Raw genomic sequence first — 17,234 nt, forward strand, 5'->3', positions numbered from 1 at the left:
CAGGGAAATATCGTATAATTTGTATAGCCCGCCTGGCAAATAAGCATATGGATAAAATTTTTCCATAGCGGTGGGAAAGAATCGAGAGTAAAAGAAAATCAAAAAAATTTAAGAATGTATCACGGAGAAATTAACATTTATCCGGTAAAGTGGAAAGAGCCGGTACAAGGAGGAAATCAGTGGAGACGATCTTAGTATGCGATGATGATAAGGAAATTGTGGAAGCCATTGACATCTATCTGACCCAAGAAAACTACCGGGTGTTGAAGGCCTATGACGGCATTGAGGCATTGGAAATTTTGCGGAAAGAGGAGGTTCAGCTTTTAATCATTGATATTATGATGCCAAAGTTGGACGGGATTCGAGCGACCCTTAAGATTCGGGAAGAAAGCAGCATTCCTATCATTATTTTGTCTGCAAAGTCAGAGGACGCGGATAAGATTTTAGGTCTTAATATTGGCGCGGACGACTATATGACAAAACCCTTTAGCCCCTTGGAACTGGTCGCGCGGGTGAAATCCCAACTTCGCCGGTATACAAAATTGGGGACGATTGTGGAAAATAAAGATTCTGTTTACCGGACCGGTGGGCTGATGATAGATGATGAAAAGAAGGAAGTCACGGTGGAAGGGGAAGTGATTCGTCTAACGCCGATGGAGTATAATATTCTTTTGTTTCTCGTAAAGAATGCGGGTAAAGTATATTCGATTGAACAGATTTATGAGAATATCTGGAATGAGGAGGCAATCGGGGTAGATAATACGGTTGCCGTACATATCCGCCACATTCGGGAAAAAATAGAGATTAATCCGAAAGATCCTCAGTATTTAAAGGTAGTTTGGGGGATTGGATATAAAGTGGAAAAGTTTTAGAAGGGAACGAGCATGAAAATTGGGAAGCTGCCGAGAAGAGGATACTGGCTGATTCACCTAATCTGCGTCGCGCTTTTAGCGGGGGGTGTTTTTGGCATATATTCTCTGTCCAGAAATTCATATTTTTCCTATATCATAAACCAGGAAGGGTATGAAAAAACAGACGAATTTGAATATCAATTTTATCAGGACGTAGACCGGGCGCTTCGTTATAGCGAACTAAAGCAAAAATTAGAGACAAATCATGAGTTAAATTTAAAAAAGATCGTGGCTGTATATCCTTCCGGAGAAGGCGGACAGGTGATGTTAAGTATTCAGGACGCCCTGGACTTCGGAAAATCCATTGGCCTCAATTTTGATGCGGAAAATCGTTTAGTTGTCGGATCGGAAAAGGTATCGATCCAGGATATTTACAATTTTTCTGAGGAACTGGGAGTAGAAGAAACGACTTCGGTGGATGACGAGGGCTCTGTGGTTACTTCGGAGGAGCAAACAGAGGCGGAGACCAAAGTAGAAGATAATAAACTTTGGCAAGAAATTTTATCCAATGAGACGTCTGCCGGTGAAAAAGCATTGCTTTTAGAGATCATTTATCAGCTGGCGGAATACTACAATCTTCAACATAAGTTGGGGATTTCTGGGGAACCGCGAAACTTTTTGTATCGATTTGTTTATACCAACAAAGAAGGGGAGCCTGTGGTCTCCACAAATATGTCTGCGGATATTGCGGCCAGTGATTTGATGCAGTATAACCGGTTTTTCAGCGTAGCCTCAGAGTCCGGGCAGATGAGCTTTAAGCTTTCCCAAAATATGGCGACCAATATCTTTTCCACCGCGGCAAATTATGGATTGATGCAGGGAGGAACCTTTGAGATTGTTGCGGCGGTAGATACGGAATTTTCTGCCATGGACCAATACCGAGAAGGACTGAAGGATTATCGCCAGGTGCAGATTTTGCTGGTCTTATTGGCCTTTGCCAGCCTATTGGAGCTGATTGTCTGGGGACTTTCTCTGGTGGGATTGTTTCAGACGCTGCCGAGGGAGAAAAAGCCCTTTGACGCATGGTATGTGGAAGTTGTGCTATGTGTTTTTCTGGTTCCGATCGCGGCGGCGGTTTGGGCTGGCGTTAGTATTTATAACGGCTTTTTGATGTCCTATCCGGTGGATGTGATCGGAGGCATTTTCATCTTTATTTTGGCCTATATTCCGATTTTAAATATTCTGTTTAGCTTTTTCCGTAGGATTTCCATTGGAGGATTGCAAAAGGCCAGCTTACTAAGCCAAATGAGTCATGGCTTGGGAATGCTCTTTCAGGGGATTTCAAAAGAAGGGAGTTATGCCGGCCGTACGGCTATCGGTCTTTTTGGGTACATCATTTTAAACGCGCTTTTCCTGATCGGCGCTATTATTTATATAGAACACAGATGGTTTCACTTGTTTCAGGGCCGATGGAGCGATTTGCAGATGCGTCTGACAGGCATCGTCTGTATGGGAGGATTGCTTTTACTGAATCTTTTATTTTTGATTCAGGTGATAAGAAAGACCTGTCACCGGGAAAAAATTGCGGAAGTGGTGAAAAAGATATCGGAGGGAAAGCTGGAGGCGAAGATCGATACCACAGGCATGAATGGAAATGAGAGAGCGCTGTCGGATCTGGTCAATGAGATTGGGGATGGCCTGTCAAAAGCCTTGGTGGAACGGACCAAGAGCGAGCGGATGCGGACAGACCTGATTGCCAATGTATCTCATGATCTGAGAACGCCTCTAACCTCCATCATCAACTATGTGGATCTCTTAAAGCGCGAACAGTTACCGGGCGAACGGGTGCAGGGATATGTAAGCGTTTTGGAACAAAAGGCGCAGCGTCTGCGAAATTTGACGGAAGATTTGGTGGAGGCCAGTAAAGCCAGTTCCGGGAATGTGTCGGTCAGCTGGGAGACCATTAATTTTGCACAGCTGATCAACCAGATGAACGGAGAGTTCCAGGAAAAATTTGAGGCTTCCGGACTCCGTGAGGTTACGACCATGGAGCATGTGCCGGTGATGATTCAGGCGGATGGCCGTCTTCTGTTCCGTGTGTTGGAAAATTTGTATAACAATGTTTGCAAGTATGGGATGAACGGGACTCGTGTCTATATTGATTTGAAAGAGACTTCCCATAAAGCGATTTTTACAATGAAAAATATTTCTGCAGACCCGCTCAACATTGCGCCGGAGGAGCTGACCGAGCGATTTATCCGGGGAGATGTGTCCCGAAGTACAGAGGGCAGCGGCCTGGGGCTTTCCATTGCGAAAAGCATCACGGAATTGTTGAAAGGCAGCTTTGAGATTTATTTAGAGGGCGACCTATTTCGCGTGCGATTGGTATTTTCTTTGGCGGAAGAGGAATAAATTTATCCACATATGTTGAGAGCTTTGTCCGGTTTTGTGGAAAAAATAAATGCAAATTCAATTTTTGTGGAAAACTTATAACAAAATGTCGAAATATGGGAGAGAATAGGATGAAAGAACAATCCTTAGCGGAAAAATTAAGGCAATATGGGGCAGGTTTTACCTGCCCCATGCACATGCCAGGGCATAAAAGAAATAGTCCCTTTCCCTGGATGGAACCGCTGGCTAAGATGGACATTACAGAGATCGACGGTTTTGACAATCTGCATGAAGCGGATGGCGTTTTGAAGGAAGGGATGGAGCGGATGGCCCGTCTTTGGGGGAGCCGCCGCTCCTTCTTTTTGGTAAATGGAAGTACCTGCGGCATCCTGGCTGGTATTTGCAGTTTGACCAACCCGGGAGATAAAATTTTGATGGCCCGAAACTGTCACCGTTCCGTTTATCATGCGGTGGAACTGAATCGGCTTCGCCCTGTTTATCTGATGCCAGAGGCGGACGACGCTACTGGAATTTTAGGAAGCATCCGCCCGGAAGCGGTGAGGGCTGCCTTGGAGGAAAATCCGGATATCGAATTGGCCGTTTTGACATCGCCGACGTATGAAGGCGTTATCAGCGATATTGCGTCCATTGTGCAGGTATTGCATGAAAGGGGAATTCCTCTTCTCGTGGATGAAGCCCACGGAGCTCACCTGGGCTTTTCGGAGGCGTTTTCCGGGGGCGCGGTTCAGGCAGGAGCAGACTTGGTAGTTCAGAGCCTCCATAAGACATTGCCCAGCCTGACCCAGACCGCGGCGATCCATGTGGGCAGCATCCTGGTGGATGAGGACGCTTTAAGGAGACAACTTGCCATCTTTGAGACCAGCAGCCCTTCGTATCTTTTGATGGCTTCTATCGATAGCTGCGTGCGTTTATTGGAGGAAAAGGGGCCGGAGTTATTCCGTCAATATGAGGAGCGCCTGAAGCGCTTTAGCGAGCAAGTTTCCTGTCTCAAACATTTGCGGGTATTGGGATACGGGAAAGATTCCATCGAAAACCATCCAGCTTTTTGGAGTTTGGATAAAAGTAAACTGGTGCTGCTGACCGAGGGGACAGGACTTACCGGTCCAGCGTTTGCGCGGCATCTGCGGGAGTCATTTCGGATTGAGCTGGAAATGGCCCAGAGTAACTATGGCCTGGCCATGACGTCGATTTGCGATTCCGATCAAAATTTGGAACAGCTTGCCGAGGCCTTATGGATTTTGGATGGGCGAGTTTTTCCTTGCGAGAAAAAGAGCGCATGTTCCACACCACCGCTTTTACCGGAGCAAGCGGCTTATGCATGGGAAGTAAGAAATCAGGAAGTATGGGAGACGGATATAGAAGAAGCGGAAGGCAGGGTCCTGGCCGAGTATATCTGGGCGTATCCCCCTGGAATCCCGCTCGCCGTGCCAGGAGAACGGGTTTCCGGACAGATGCTTTCTAGTTGGAGAAAGATGGAAGAGGCAGGAGTCTGCCTGAAAAGTTCTACGGGCGGGATGGCGGAAGGCACGATTTTGCTTTTGGGGTAGCAGAAAGGTAGGATATGCGCGGCAAAAAGGTTGATATTATACTTTTTATTGCGTATAATAAAGATGTAAAGAAAGTAAAGAAAGCCAAGAGAGCATTTTGAAAGGATGATGAAGAATGGAAGTGGCAAAGATTTCTAGCAAGGGACAAATCACCATTCCAGTATCAGTGAGAAATAAATTAAAACTAAAAGCCGGAGATAAGATTGTAATTTTAGAGGAAAACGGTAGGTTTTACTTCGAAAATTCCGCCATGCTGGCATTTAAAAGGGCAGAGGATGCTTTTGCTGGAGAGGCTGAAAAAGCTGGTTTTCAGACAGAGCAGGAAATGCAAGACTATATGAGGGAAATTCGGAAGGAAGTAAGGGGGTATTAACTTGCGGGTAATGCTTGATACCAACATTTTTATCTCTATGATTTTCTTTCCTTCTGAACAGACAAGGGAACTTGCGAGACGGTTGACGGATAGTCATCAGATTATAGTGTGTGATTATGTAGTTGAAGAACTACGACTGGTGACTGATCGAAAGTTCTCATCCAAGAGAAAGTTTCTTGACCGTTTTTTCCTGGAACTGCCGTTTGAACTGGTTTACACACCGAAGACGCTGGATTTAAACGAGTTTCCAGAAATGCGAGATATAAAGGATTCACCGATATTGGCAACGGCAATTATGGAAAGCATTGATGTATTTGTGACTGGCGATAAAGATTTTTTAGTTTTGGATGTGGAGATGCCGGAGATTGTCACGATGGCGGAATTTTTGGAAACATATGAGTGAACAAAGAAATAGCGAATCTCATTCGTTTGGTGAGATTCGCTATTTCTTTGTTATACGCCAGTTAACTCTGCCGGCTGTGGTGAAAATATTGCCGGGGGGAGAGGAAGGCGGTAACCAGAGGAATAAGGCAGACAGCGGCAAAATAGAAGAAATAGGTATTCATCAGGGAATCCTGCAAAAGAAGGCCGCCGCAGTATCCTCCAAGCGCATGGCCGGCGTGCATGCCAATATAATAGGTACTATTGGCAATTCCCCGCCGAGAAGAATCTACGCTTTTTACCAAAGCGACTTGGGACATGGTTTGAAGGGTTCCCACGCCCGCGGCAAACAGGATACCGCCGATCCATAGGAGCAGGGCGTTTTGCTGCAATTGGAGCAAAATCATGGCGATAGAGCCCAAAGGACAGCAGATCAATACCACTTTCCCAAGAGTGGTGCGGTCTAAGACCGGCGAGAGAAAACCACGGGTTAAGAGCAGCGCGGACGCATAGATGGTAAAAAAGATCCCCATCCCGGAGGCGGAGCCTAAAGCATGGGTGACCGGATCCAGATAGGACGTCAGCACGTGGATTAAGAATCCGGCAATAAAACAGGTAACCGTGGTAGGCAGCATATGAATCAAAAGAATATCCTTTGGCCGAAAAGAAAACGAGCGTTTTTTGTCCGAGATACAACCGAAATTCTGTACGCCGGGAATCAAGAGAAGACAGAAAATCATCAGTGCCGTAGTTAGGATAAATACATTCCGATTTCCGAAATGATCCCGGATAAAAAGTCCGATAGAAGGGGCCAGCGCTTGGCTGGCTGCCTGTACGGCAGAAAAAATTCCTACGGCTTTTCCCACGATTTCATCGGAGAACATGGTGGAAGCAGCGGTAGAAAGTAAAATGCAGGCGAACGCAAAGCCGACGCCCTGAATACCGCGCGCCAGAATAAAGAGAGAAACGTGAGAGGCGGTATAATAGAGTATATTGGCAAATAGAATCAGCGCAGTGCTGGCAAGCGCTAATCTTTTCCGATTCCAACGGTCGACGATGGGACCGCCAATGGGGGTAAGGATCAAGGCCGCGGCGCTCATAATTCCGCCGGTCAACCCGATGTCATTGGCGCTGCCGCCCAGTTCTTTTGTATAAGATGCGATCACTGGGTTCAGCATAAAGCTATTCATATAGAAGAAACACGCCAGGATTAAAAATAGGATATAATCCCTGGTCCATATCGATTTTTTCATTTCATTCATTTCTAGATCCTCCTTCGATCAATCCTAGGTTCTATTCTATTCGGGATGGAAACCGTCTTCAATTCACAAGTTTTGAGAAGAAATGGGAAAGACGCGTTTCTTTCACATTTTTTTATATTAATTCTTTGATTTTATGCACCTGTTAGAAAAATGTGGATTTCTATTGAAAAAAGGCTGTGCTATCATGAGGGCATCAAACCTCTATCGCGATTGAGAATATAGGAAAGAGAGGGAAAGAATGAAGATCTTATCACGATTTCTCCATTGGCTTGACAGCAACCTGGAAGAATTTTTTATGGTAGTCTTCCTGGTCGCCCTAACCTGCATTATGATGTTTCAGGTTGTGATGCGCTACGCATTCAAAAATCCGGTGACCTGGGCCGAAGAGGCATGCCGCTACTGCTTTGTCTATTCCGTCATGCTGGCGACTGGATATTGCATCCGCCGGGGAAGTATGTTGAAGGTGGATGTGGTAATTCGAATGTTCCCGGAACGTGTGACCCATCTATTGGATATCGTCGCACAGATTTTGGCGATCGTCTTCTGCGCCATCATGCTGGGGCCCGCCATCCGGGTCGTAGCGTCGGCTTATAAAGTAGGAAACGTTAGCTCTGCGCTGGAACTGCCCATGTGGATTCTTTATACGTCAGCGCCGGTCGGATTTTTCCTGGGAATTGTACGCGGAATCCAAATTTTGATTCTTACGGTCCGTAAATCTCCTGTGCGGGGGAGAAAGGAGGCGAAGCTATGACTGCGTTGGTTTTTATTTGTTTCTTCTTATGTTTAATCTTCGCGGTTCCCATCGCGATGTGTATGGGATATGCGACGATCCTTCCCACCCTGATTGATCCGTCGTTTTCCGGAAATCTAGAATTTGTTGTCCGGAGTATGATCAAAGGCGTCGATGTAATCTCGATCCTGGCGGTTCCGCTTTTTATGCTGTCCGGAGCGATCATGGCCACGGGCGGACTTTCCAAGCGGCTGTTTGATGTCTTTGCCGTATTTATTGGAAGGCTTCCGGGTGGTATGCCTTGCGCGGTAGTCGTAACCTGCCTGTTTTACGGCGCGATTTCCGGTTCCGGTCCTGCTACCTGCGCGGCAGTTGGCACCATGTGCATTCCTCTTTTGATTGAATTGGGGTATGACCGGGTATTTTCTTCCGCCCTTGTGGCGACGGCCGCTGGCCTGGGCGTCATTATTCCGCCCAGTATTCCCTATATCGCTTATGGACTGGTGACAGACACCTCTGTTGGCGACCTATTTACAGCAGGAATCTTGCCTGGCTGCTTGATTGCTATCTGGCTGATGGTCTATGCGGTTCTTTATTGCAGGCGGCACGGGGAGGACCGAAAGAAGATCGAGGCAAACTATGACCGGTTAAAAAGCAGAGGAGTTTTCGGGGTAATAAAGGATGGTTTTTGGGCGCTGCTGACGCCGGTTATCATCCTGGGAGGAATTTATTCCGGTATTGTAACTCCCACGGAAGCCGCTTGTGTCTCCGTATTTTATGCGATCTTTGTCTGTCTGTTTGTGTATAAGACCGTAAAGCTGCGCGATCTTCCTGGATTTTTCAAGAGTGCGGTAAAATCCTATGCGCCTCTGGGCATGTCCCTTTGCTTAGCCCGCGCGTTTGTTCAGATTTTGGCGCTGCTCAAAGCGCCCCAGGGACTTTCCGCTTTCCTTTCCGGCGCCGTGGACAACAAATACATATTCCTGATTGTTTTAAACCTGATTTTGTTCTTCTTGGGAATGGTCATCGACGTGGGCCCTGCCAATACGATCTTGGCTCCGATGCTTTTGCCTTTTGCCGTCAGCATGGGAATCAACCCGGTTCATCTGGGAATCATCCTGACCTGCAACCTGGCCATTGGCTTTGTGACGCCTCCATTTGGCGTAAACCTATTTGTGGCCGCGCCAATGATTCAATCAGATGCTATGACCGTGGGACGAAAAGCTTTGCCGTTGATCGGCTTTTACGCGATTGCTTTAATTATGATTACTTATATTCCGGCCATTAGCCTTTGCCTGCTTTAACGGAAAAAGGGCATTTGGCTCCAAAGCCGCGATGTAGAAGGATAATCAGAAAGATGATATAATAAAGGAGGAAATGAAAAAATGAAAAAGTGGACAGCAATGGGATTAGCGCTTGCGATGATGGCATCGCTTGCTTCCTGCGGAGGCAGCGCAGACAAAGGCAGTACGACAGCGGCTCCGGCAACAACTGCGGCGACAACAGCCGCAGCGGCCAATGATACGACGGCGGCCGAAGGTGGCTCTGATGCGGCTGGAGCAGAGGCTTACGCAGATCTGGAAGAGATGACGCTGATTATTGCCAGCAGCGCTTCGTCCAGCCTAAAAAATTATGAAGTACAGTCGAAAGTGGCGGAAGAGATTCATGAGAAAACTGGTGGAAAGCTGACGATTGAGTTAAGCTGGGACGGCGTTTTGGGCGACGACAGCGCTCTTTTGGAAAGCGTGATGGGCGGCAATATCGCGATGGCTTGCATGGCTTCCTCGCCGATCCTCAATTATATCCCTGAGGTGGGCGTCTTTGACGCGCCGGCGGTTTTTGATTCGGCAGAAGCGGCCCATCAGGGTGTCGCTCAGCTGGCGGATACCTTTGAGCCTCTGTTCAATGAGGTAGGGCTTTCCGTTTTAGATCTGGGCTCCATTAACTTCCGCGCTCTCAGCACCAATACAAAGATAGAAAAACCGGAAGATTTCCAGGGAATGAGCATCCGTACCATGGAAAACAAATACCACATGGGATTCTGGCAGAACTTAGGCTGCAAGCCGACCCCAATCGCCATGTCCGACCTGTACTTATCCCTGCAGCAGGGTCTGGTAAGCGCCCAGGATAATGCGGCGGTAGCGGTGTATGCGAATAAGTTCTTTGAGGTACAGGATTACTATATGCAGATCAACTGTTTCCTGAATACCGATCTAGTTCTGATCAACAAAGAACTTTACGATAGCCTGCCGGCTCCTTATCAGGAGTGCCTGAAAGAATTTGCAAAGGCATATCATGACGGCGCATACGAGGCTGCCGGCGAAGCGGAGAGCACCGCAATCGCCAATATGGGAGATGGCATTACCGTACTTCCAGTGACCGATGAAATCCGTGAAGCTTTCCGTGAAGCGGCAAAGCCGGTTTGGAATGAAATTGCAGACGCCATTGGAGCGGATATTGTGGATACTTACTTGGCTACGGGCGGAAATACCCGGGAATAATAGGAATATCCACATAAACATAGAAAAACTGCCTAGATAGGGAATGTGGGATGCCAAATAGCGGCATCCCCTCCCTGGCTTCTGGCAGATACGAGTGGGGAGAGGGATATGAGGAGGAAAAACCGTTTTCATCATCGCATCATCCGGAAAATTCGGCAAAAACGAAGTTTTTATCAGACCTTTGGCATCCTGTTAGGATTATCTTTGCTGACAGCAGTGGTATTTACGGTGTATCTGGATCGTCTTCTTATCCGGGAGCGCAGAGAAAGCCTGGTAAACTTAAATTTAGAGCGATTGGAAAAGACCGCGGAAGAAGTGGATTCTGTATTGGCGGTGATGTCCAATGCCTTGGAGGATAACCTTTGGGATCGGGATATGTGGAAGGTATTGTTGACATTAGATCTTTCCGATCACGCCTGCAACAGCCGGATTATTCGCTCCCTGCAAACGGCGGTAGAGCGAAACGGACTGATTCGGGAGGCGTTTTTATACTCTCCGTTGATGGAGTATGTCTTTTCCTCATCTGGAAGATATCTTCCCATTGGCGAGTCGGAGGAAGAAGATATCATTTGCCGTTTGAAGGAAAAAGACGCGGTGGAAATTTCTGAAAATGGCAAGTTAAAAGAGGAAGAGGGACGTCTATTCCTCTGTTTTGCATTCCGTACGCCTGTTTATGTGGGAGACCTCTTTTTTGAACTGGACGTGCCGGGCCTGCAGGCCATGATCGGGACCGAGGAAGAATCCGTGATTGTCTTGGATCAACACAAAAACCAGATTCTTTCCTCCGCAAAGTTTTACGAGGAAGCGGACTTTATTACCAGGACGGAAAGCGCGGAAGATACGATCCTTGGGAGCGCTTCTCACGCTTATTACCAGACGGCGTCTTCTCTGACCGGATGGATTTTTTTACAGCCCGTAGATCAGACTGGGATGCCGGATATCTGGGGAGATATTCTGAAACTGTTGATTCCTTTTCTTTTTGGGTATGTGATTGTCTGCATCTGTTTATCCTTTTCCATTAGCCGCAGCCTGTACCGCCCCATCCGCAGGCTTCTTATGGCAGCCGGCGAACGGAAACTTTCGGGGGAGGAGGCGGAGAAAAAAAGTGAGACGGATTATCTGGAACAGATTTATGCAGAGACTTTCAGCGAGAACATACAGTATCGGGACATTTTGAATTCCATTTCCGATGAAATTATTGATCAGCTGCTATATAAATTGCTGATGGGAAAAAATCTTTCCTATGATTACCTGGAAGAAACGCTTCGTATGGCAGGAGGAGAGATGCTGTTGGAGGGGCGCTTCTTGGTGGTGGCCGGTATGCTGGAATATCCAAAGGGAAAAGATTCGGCCTCCATGGAAATGGTGATGTACCGGCGCAGTATCATGAACGTATTCCGGGAATTTGTCCCTAACGGAAATTATGTTTTTCTTCGATATTTGGAAGATCGCCGGATGACGGCTGTGTTTTGCTTTTCTGAGGAGATGTCGGTGACAGAGATTCAAAAGTTTACCGGTGAAGTCTATGAAAAGGCAGAGCACGAGGCAGGACAAGCAGGGATTCGTCTCTATTTGGGAACTGGAAAAGTTTGCGGGGATATCCGGGGGCTTTTGTCCGCTTACCAGGAGGCCGCCGAAGAAGCGTCCTATCAGAAATATTCGGAAGGTGAAGGCTTGGAGGACGCAAAAATAGAACCTTCCCAGGATAGCCTGTTCCGCCAGTATTTAAGCGAACGCTGGAAAGCGGCCATGGCCCTTGCGGCGGAGGGAAACCGGGAAGAAGGGGAGATTTTGATTCAGGGGCTTCTTTCGGAAATTGGAAAGGAAAAAACCAGGGAGGAGTATCGGCGGGGATTAAAACTGTTTCGGGACGCGGTGGCGGAGGCCATGATTACCGGCGGGATGGCAGTGGAGGACGTAGAACGCCTGATTCAGAAATGGAGCGGATTCTGGAAAGAAGAAGCGGAGCCAGAAGATCTGGAGGAGGCAGCGTTTCAGTTTTCCCGCGATGCCATGCGGGTTATCAGTACCAACGGGAGAAAAAATCGTTATCGGTATGTGGAGGAGGCAAAAGGCTATATCGAACGTCATTTTGCCGACAGCGGCCTTTCCCAGGATGAAGTCAGCGAGTATATCGGCATTACTTCCTCCTATCTCAGCATTCTGTTTAAAGAGATTACAACAGAAAAGTTTAATGGGTATTTAAATCGGTACCGGGTGGAGCAGGCGCAGAAACTATTGAAAACGACAACGTATTCGATTTCGGATATTGGTTACAAGTGCGGTTTTAATTCAAATCAGAGTTTTTATCGGGTATTTAAAAAGCACACCATGGTGACGCCCAACCAGTATCGAGAAATTCAGAAGGAAAGAGAGGGGGAGACGGAATGAAAAAGTGGGCCGTATGGCTGTTGATAGGGTTGCTGGCTTTTTCTGGATGCAGCAAAGAAACACCGCCGGAACCAACCAAGACCAGTTTGGAAGAAACCGAGCCGAAAGAGTCCCCATTTCAGCTTTCCATTGCCACTTCCGCGAATTTAGATTCCTTTTCCGGAAGGCTGATTCAGGAAAAAGCAAAAGAGTGGAATCTTGCTTCCAAAGGCCAGGTAAAAGTAGACTTTTACGGGAATGGAAGTTTGGGGGACGATGAGACTTTGATTCAGGCGGTCAGCCGGGGAACGGTTTCCATTGTGATGATGGATCCCAGTTTGTATACGCCGGTGGTGCCGGAAGCGGTATTTTTTGCCGTGCCGCTGCTGTATCCTACGCTGGAGGAATACAATGATTTTTTCTGCGGTGGCTTTCGGGGGAAGATGGAAGGTTACTTTGAAGAGGCTGGCTTGAAATTGCTCGATTGCCAGGCAACTGGCTGGAAATATTTGACCAGTACGGTGCCGCTGGTTTCCCAAAGCGATTTCAGTAAGCTGAACCTTCGAGTCGTCAATAATCCATATCGTCAAAGCTTTTGGAACGCCTGCGGTATATCCTGCGGAATGCTTCCCTTTTCCGATCTTTTTATGGCGTTAAAGGACGGAACCTTCAATGCCCAGGAAAATTCCTTGGAAACCATTGTGGCGGGCCGATTTTGGGAGGTTCAGAAATATTTGATTGATACCAGGCATCTTCCCACGTTTCGTTCCTTTGTCATGAACAGAGAGGCTTATGAGGCGCTTCCGGAGGATGTAAAGGAGGGGCTTTTGGCGTTCCTGAAAGATATTTCAGAATCCTATCAGAACGAACGTCCTGGGCTGGAAGAACAATTTTTGCAAAAACTTCTGGAAGAAGGAGGTATGGAGTATCAGGAGGCAAGCGATGCGGCCTTGGCTTTGATGCAGGAGGGAAAAATCGCTTTCTTAAATCGATTGAAGGAAACGGTGGGGGAAGAAGCTGTAAATGAATTCCTGAAGAAGGTGGAAAATGGATGACAGGATTGTGGATCGTATTGTAGAATGCTTGACAAATGGATACGGAGAGTTATAATGTTAGCAAAACCTAAGGCGTTTGCGTGCCGTATGTCCGTCCAAAGCGGCGGCGTGCGGAGAATAGGGAATGCGGTGCAAGGCCGCAGCGGTACCCGCCACTGTATGCGCATAGGCCCCGCACGGGACAAAAGTCCGTCATTGGGAGCAGAAAGCTCCTGAGAAGGCGGTGCGGAGGCTGATTTAAAGCGTGAGCCAGGAGACCTGCGTAGGACGTGTTGAGTTACTCTTTTCCCCGGGAATCAGGGAGAGGGGTGGAGTTGATTTTGTTTGCGCAAAAACGGGGCGCGGCAGCAGAAAGCTGCCGCGCTTATTTTTTGCACACGAACGCGGAAGGAAAAATTTTTAAGACAGAAAGGAAAAGTAACCATGAAGAAACAGTGTGCATTGCTGCTGGCTTTGGCGATGGTATTTACCATGACAGCCTGCGGCAGCCAGACAGAAGAGACTGTCACGAAATCCGGCGCCGCCGAGGCGGAAACCACCGCGTTTGACAAAACGGAAGCAGCAGCGGAGTCTACTGCCGCAGCTGGAACAACGGCGCAGGCGGGGAACTCTGCCGAAGGTTATCCGGTTACCTATACGACTTACAACTACGCGAAGGAGCCGGTAGAATTTACGGTGGAGAAGACTCCGGAGCGTGTATGGGCGCACGCCCAAGACAGCGTGGAGATCCTGCTGGCGCTGGGGCTTGGGGATAAGATCGTTGGAGCTTCCGGCCTAGACGGTGAAGTACGTCCGGAGCTGGCGGGGGATTTCGCCAAGCTCAACTACTATGAAAGCATGCCGTCCAAAGAGGAGATCCTAGCGCTGGAACCGGATTTTATCGTCGGCTGGTATTCCACTTTTGGCGAGAAGCGTCTGGGCGATGTGGATTTCTGGCATGAGCGGGGCGTCGGTACCTGGATGGCGCTGAACAGCGCTTGCCGTGGTCCGGCGGTTGAGAACAATCAGACCGTGGAGTACGAGTGTGAAGATATTCTGGCTCTCGGCCGGATTTTTGGTGTGGAGGACCGGGCGCAGGCGTTGGTGGACGAGATTCTTGGGTCCTGCGATAACATCAATACCACTTTGGGCGATACTGCGCGGGCGAAGACTGCGGTGCTCGAGGATGAAGGCGGTACCTACCGTGTATATGGACAGGATGTGCTGGGCGGAAATGTGGCGGAACATGGAGGAGCAGAGCTGGTTGCAGGCCTCCACGGCAACAACGAAAACCTCAGCGCAGAGGATCTCATCGCCCTGAACCCAGAAGTCATTTTTATGGTCTGGTATGAGGGATATACGGTGGGCGACGCTGTGGTTGAGAGCGATGAGGCGGCGGCTGGCCTGATTCTGGACAATCCCGCTTTTGCCAGCTTGCAGGCGGTGCAGAACGGCCGCGTGTACGGTATCAACCTGAAATATACTTATTGCAGCGGAATGAATACCCTTGAGGGCATTGAGTATTTCGCCGCCCATCTGTACCCCGACCTGTTCGACTAAGGCAGGGCGAGTATTATAATACATATCGGGACAGGAAATGTGAGATATGGATATCAAAAAAGGAATCTTTCGCGGAAAGCCGGCTTACTGGATTGCTATTCTTGTGTTGGCGGCGGGGCTGGTTTTCTCTCTGGCGGTTGCGGTGACCATCGGCTCGGTGGACCTTAAAATCGGCGAGGTGTACCGGGTAATCTTTTATAAGCTATTTGGCTGGGGCGATCCTGCTATATACGGAAAGGGAAGCCTCAGCGATATCGTGTGGTTTGTGCGGCTGCCGCGCCTGATTTTGTCGGCGGGCGTCGGCTGTGCGTTGGCCCTTTCGGGGGTGGTGATGCAGGCGATTGTGAAAAATCCGCTGGCAGACCCATATGTGTTGGGGATTTCCTCCGGCGCAAGTCTGGGCGCCACGCTGGCCATTATTTTAGGCGTTGGCTCCTTTCTGGGCGGCGGCTTTGTGGGCATGATGGCATTTTTAGGCGCCTTCGGCGTATCCATATCTGTCATTTTCCTGGCGAATATCGGCGGGCGGGCGACCTCGGTCAAGCTGATTCTTTCCGGTACGGCGATGTCAGCCATCTGCGGAGCCGTTTCTAACTTTGTTCTGTATGTGGTAAATACGAGTTCAGGCGCCATGGAGGCGGTGCTGCGCTGGACCATGGGGAGTATGGCGGGCGCAAGTTGGGATACGAACTTGTGGATGCTGGCGACGGCCTTTGGCGGGATGCTGTTTTTCTGGACGCAGTTTCGTACCTTAAATCTGATGCTGCTGGGCGATGAGAGCGCCGTCACCCTGGGTACGGATCTCCACCGATGGAGAGTGCTTTATCTGATCGTGGCTTCACTGATGGTGGGATTTGCAGTATATACCGCGGGCGTCATCGGCTTTGTGGGCTTGATTGTTCCCCATGTGGCGCGTATCTTTTTTGGCACCGATCATAAAAAGCTGATACCCATTGCGGCGCTTTTGGGAGCGATTTTTCTGCTGTGGATGGATGTGCTCTGCCGAGTACTGCTCGAACGCAAGGAACTGCCCATTGGTATCCTGACGGCAATGGTCGGCGCGCCGATCTTTATCTACTTGATGGCGCGCAAAAAATATGGCTTCGGAGGTAAGGACTGATGGAGCTTTCGGTAAAGCAGATGGAAGCGGTGCTTAGCGGTAATTACATCCTTAAGGGGATCGATCTGGAAGCAGGGGAGAGGGAGTTGATCGGTGTGATCGGTCCCAATGGCTGTGGGAAATCCACCCTGCTTAAGTGCATCTACCGTGTTTTGCAGCCTACGAACGGGGCCGTGTATCTGGATGGACGCGCCCTCGCTGGCTACAGTTACCGAGAGTCGGCGAAAAAGCTGGCGGTGGTGGCGCAGCACAATTTTTACAACTTTGAATTTTCGGTCAGGGAAGTTGTGTTGATGGGGCGTGCTCCCCACAAGCGGGCTCTTGACCGCGATACCGCGGAAGATTTCCGGATCGTGGATGAGGCCTTATCTACTGTGGGTATGGCAGCGTTTGCGGAGCGTTCTTTTTCTACCCTTTCCGGCGGCGAGCAGCAGAGGGTGATTTTGGCGCGCGCCCTTGCGCAGCAGACTCCCTGCCTGATTCTGGATGAGCCGACCAACCATCTGGACGTCAAATATCAGCTCCAGCTGATGGATCTAGTGCGCGGGCTGGACCGCACGGTGATCACGGCAGTACATGATCTGAACATTGCCGCGATGTACTGCGATAGGCTCTATGCGGTAAAGGAGGGGCGGGTGGTAGGACAAGGCGCTCCGCGGGAGCTGCTTACCCCTGGGTTTATCCGAGAGATTTACGAAGTGGATGCCAAAGTAATGACTGACGAGGAAGGCGTGTTGCACATCCTGTATCACGCACAGAGAGGAAAATAATATGGCGATTCTACCGGGGTCTTTTTGAATTTTGGATTTCGTATTGACAGCGTTTCTACGAAATGGTAACATAACCCTGTATGTATTGATCAAGAAATCCATAGAAAAGGAGTGAACCGATATGAAGAGAATTCAGACCCTTGCAACTCGTGATCTGGCGTCCAGCAAGAAGACCGGCGGCTGCGGAGAGTGCCAGACTTCCTGCCAATCCGCCTGCAAAACTTCCTGTGGCGTTGCCAATCAGCCCTGCGAGAAAGCTAGCAAATAAGTTCGGATTCATAAGAAGACCAGGCTGCTGTCGGCGCCGGAGCCATCGAGGCATC

At 48.9% G+C, this 17,234-nt stretch carries 15 protein-coding genes and 1 riboswitch; of the genes, 14 read left to right on the plus strand and 1 reads right to left on the minus strand.

Annotated elements, in window-relative coordinates; genetic code table 11:
* The first annotated feature begins 179 nt into the window (after positions 1 to 179).
* The 5 genes from ACCC71_RS00105 (at position 180) to ACCC71_RS00125 (ending at position 5,586) form a co-directional block, all read left to right on the plus strand.
* Positions 180 to 872: a response regulator transcription factor gene (locus ACCC71_RS00105; RefSeq protein ID WP_434310426.1), complete on the plus strand. Its 693-nt coding sequence runs from the start codon at positions 180 to 182 to the stop codon at positions 870 to 872.
* A 12-nt stretch (positions 873 to 884) separates the two neighbouring features.
* Positions 885 to 3,263: a sensor histidine kinase gene (locus ACCC71_RS00110; RefSeq protein WP_434310427.1), complete on the plus strand. Its 2,379-nt coding sequence runs from the start codon at positions 885 to 887 to the stop codon at positions 3,261 to 3,263.
* A 110-nt stretch (positions 3,264 to 3,373) separates the two neighbouring features.
* Complete coding sequence (locus ACCC71_RS00115; protein WP_434310428.1) at positions 3,374 to 4,810, plus strand: aminotransferase class I/II-fold pyridoxal phosphate-dependent enzyme; 1,437 nt, start codon at positions 3,374 to 3,376, stop codon at positions 4,808 to 4,810.
* A 115-nt stretch (positions 4,811 to 4,925) separates the two neighbouring features.
* Positions 4,926 to 5,183, plus strand: a complete 258-nt coding sequence (locus ACCC71_RS00120; protein ID WP_434310429.1) for an AbrB/MazE/SpoVT family DNA-binding domain-containing protein — start codon at positions 4,926 to 4,928, stop codon at positions 5,181 to 5,183.
* 10 nt (positions 5,184 to 5,193) lie between these two features.
* Positions 5,194 to 5,586, plus strand: a complete 393-nt coding sequence (locus ACCC71_RS00125; RefSeq protein WP_434311782.1) for a putative toxin-antitoxin system toxin component, PIN family — start codon at positions 5,194 to 5,196, stop codon at positions 5,584 to 5,586.
* A 61-nt stretch (positions 5,587 to 5,647) separates the two neighbouring features.
* Here ACCC71_RS00125 and ACCC71_RS00130 read toward each other — a convergent pair whose 3' ends face one another.
* Complete coding sequence (locus ACCC71_RS00130) at positions 5,648 to 6,826, minus strand: MFS transporter (protein ID WP_434310430.1); 1,179 nt, start codon at positions 6,824 to 6,826, stop codon at positions 5,648 to 5,650.
* A 238-nt stretch (positions 6,827 to 7,064) separates the two neighbouring features.
* Here ACCC71_RS00130 and ACCC71_RS00135 point away from each other — a divergent pair, with 238 nt between their 5' ends.
* The 9 genes from ACCC71_RS00135 to scfA all read left to right on the plus strand — a co-directional run bounded on the left by ACCC71_RS00135 (position 7,065) and on the right by scfA (position 17,179).
* Positions 7,065 to 7,577, plus strand: a complete 513-nt coding sequence (locus ACCC71_RS00135; RefSeq protein ID WP_434310431.1) for a TRAP transporter small permease — start codon at positions 7,065 to 7,067, stop codon at positions 7,575 to 7,577.
* On the plus strand, positions 7,574 to 8,860 hold the full coding sequence (locus ACCC71_RS00140) for a TRAP transporter large permease (protein WP_434310432.1): 1,287 nt from the start codon (positions 7,574 to 7,576) through the stop codon (positions 8,858 to 8,860). The genes ACCC71_RS00135 and ACCC71_RS00140 overlap by 4 nt, the downstream gene beginning before the upstream one ends.
* Before the next feature lie 81 nt (positions 8,861 to 8,941).
* Positions 8,942 to 10,057 carry a TRAP transporter substrate-binding protein gene (locus ACCC71_RS00145; RefSeq protein ID WP_434310433.1) on the plus strand — a complete coding sequence of 372 codons (1,116 nt, stop codon included), beginning with the start codon at positions 8,942 to 8,944 and terminating at the stop codon, positions 10,055 to 10,057.
* A 108-nt stretch (positions 10,058 to 10,165) separates the two neighbouring features.
* Entirely contained in the window at positions 10,166 to 12,448 is a 2,283-nt protein-coding gene (locus tag ACCC71_RS00150) for a helix-turn-helix transcriptional regulator (RefSeq protein ID WP_434310434.1), read from the plus strand.
* The gene (locus tag ACCC71_RS00155; protein WP_434310435.1) at positions 12,445 to 13,482 is read left to right on the plus strand and encodes a TRAP transporter substrate-binding protein; all 1,038 of its coding nucleotides are present in this window, start codon (positions 12,445 to 12,447) and stop codon (positions 13,480 to 13,482) included. Before ACCC71_RS00150 ends, ACCC71_RS00155 begins: the two co-directional genes overlap by 4 nt.
* Before the next feature lie 70 nt (positions 13,483 to 13,552).
* Positions 13,553 to 13,762: riboswitch (cobalamin riboswitch) on the plus strand.
* 143 nt (positions 13,763 to 13,905) lie between these two features.
* Positions 13,906 to 15,021, plus strand: a complete 1,116-nt coding sequence (locus tag ACCC71_RS00160) for an ABC transporter substrate-binding protein (RefSeq protein ID WP_434310436.1) — start codon at positions 13,906 to 13,908, stop codon at positions 15,019 to 15,021.
* Between the two features lie 46 nt (positions 15,022 to 15,067).
* Positions 15,068 to 16,141: a FecCD family ABC transporter permease gene (locus tag ACCC71_RS00165; RefSeq protein ID WP_434310437.1), complete on the plus strand. Its 1,074-nt coding sequence runs from the start codon at positions 15,068 to 15,070 to the stop codon at positions 16,139 to 16,141.
* On the plus strand, positions 16,141 to 16,911 hold the full coding sequence (locus ACCC71_RS00170) for an ABC transporter ATP-binding protein (RefSeq protein WP_434310438.1): 771 nt from the start codon (positions 16,141 to 16,143) through the stop codon (positions 16,909 to 16,911). Before ACCC71_RS00165 ends, ACCC71_RS00170 begins: the two co-directional genes overlap by 1 nt.
* A gap of 121 nt (positions 16,912 to 17,032) precedes the next feature.
* Positions 17,033 to 17,179 (plus strand): six-cysteine ranthipeptide SCIFF, encoded by a 147-nt coding sequence (scfA, locus tag ACCC71_RS00175; protein WP_244801787.1) that lies wholly within the window; start codon positions 17,033 to 17,035, stop codon positions 17,177 to 17,179.
* Positions 17,180 to 17,234: the final 55 nt, after the last annotated feature.

It is taken from the genome of Hominifimenecus sp. rT4P-3, assembly GCF_051055405.1.
In the GTDB taxonomy this organism is placed as follows: Bacteria; Bacillota; Clostridia; order Lachnospirales; family Lachnospiraceae; genus Pseudolachnospira.

Excerpts from the sequence above, each read along its gene's own strand:
- ACCC71_RS00150 (WP_434310434.1), top strand. The coding sequence starts at position 10,166 with ATGAGGAGGAAAAACCGTTTTCATCATCGCATCATCCGGAAAATTCGG.
- ACCC71_RS00110 (WP_434310427.1), top strand. The coding sequence starts at position 885 with ATGAAAATTGGGAAGCTGCCGAGAAGAGGATACTGGCTGATTCACCTA.
- ACCC71_RS00135 (WP_434310431.1), top strand. The coding sequence starts at position 7,065 with ATGAAGATCTTATCACGATTTCTCCATTGGCTTGACAGCAACCTGGAA.
- ACCC71_RS00125 (WP_434311782.1), top strand. The coding sequence starts at position 5,194 with ATGCTTGATACCAACATTTTTATCTCTATGATTTTCTTTCCTTCTGAA.
- scfA (WP_244801787.1), top strand. The coding sequence starts at position 17,033 with ATGAAGAGAATTCAGACCCTTGCAACTCGTGATCTGGCGTCCAGCAAG.
- ACCC71_RS00145 (WP_434310433.1), top strand. The coding sequence starts at position 8,942 with ATGAAAAAGTGGACAGCAATGGGATTAGCGCTTGCGATGATGGCATCG.
- ACCC71_RS00115 (WP_434310428.1), top strand. The coding sequence starts at position 3,374 with ATGAAAGAACAATCCTTAGCGGAAAAATTAAGGCAATATGGGGCAGGT.
- ACCC71_RS00155 (WP_434310435.1), top strand. The coding sequence starts at position 12,445 with ATGAAAAAGTGGGCCGTATGGCTGTTGATAGGGTTGCTGGCTTTTTCT.
- ACCC71_RS00120 (WP_434310429.1), top strand. The coding sequence starts at position 4,926 with ATGGAAGTGGCAAAGATTTCTAGCAAGGGACAAATCACCATTCCAGTA.
- ACCC71_RS00130 (WP_434310430.1), bottom strand. The coding sequence starts at position 6,826 with ATGAATGAAATGAAAAAATCGATATGGACCAGGGATTATATCCTATTT.
- ACCC71_RS00140 (WP_434310432.1), top strand. The coding sequence starts at position 7,574 with ATGACTGCGTTGGTTTTTATTTGTTTCTTCTTATGTTTAATCTTCGCG.
- ACCC71_RS00160 (WP_434310436.1), top strand. The coding sequence starts at position 13,906 with ATGAAGAAACAGTGTGCATTGCTGCTGGCTTTGGCGATGGTATTTACC.
- ACCC71_RS00165 (WP_434310437.1), top strand. The coding sequence starts at position 15,068 with ATGGATATCAAAAAAGGAATCTTTCGCGGAAAGCCGGCTTACTGGATT.
- ACCC71_RS00170 (WP_434310438.1), top strand. The coding sequence starts at position 16,141 with ATGGAGCTTTCGGTAAAGCAGATGGAAGCGGTGCTTAGCGGTAATTAC.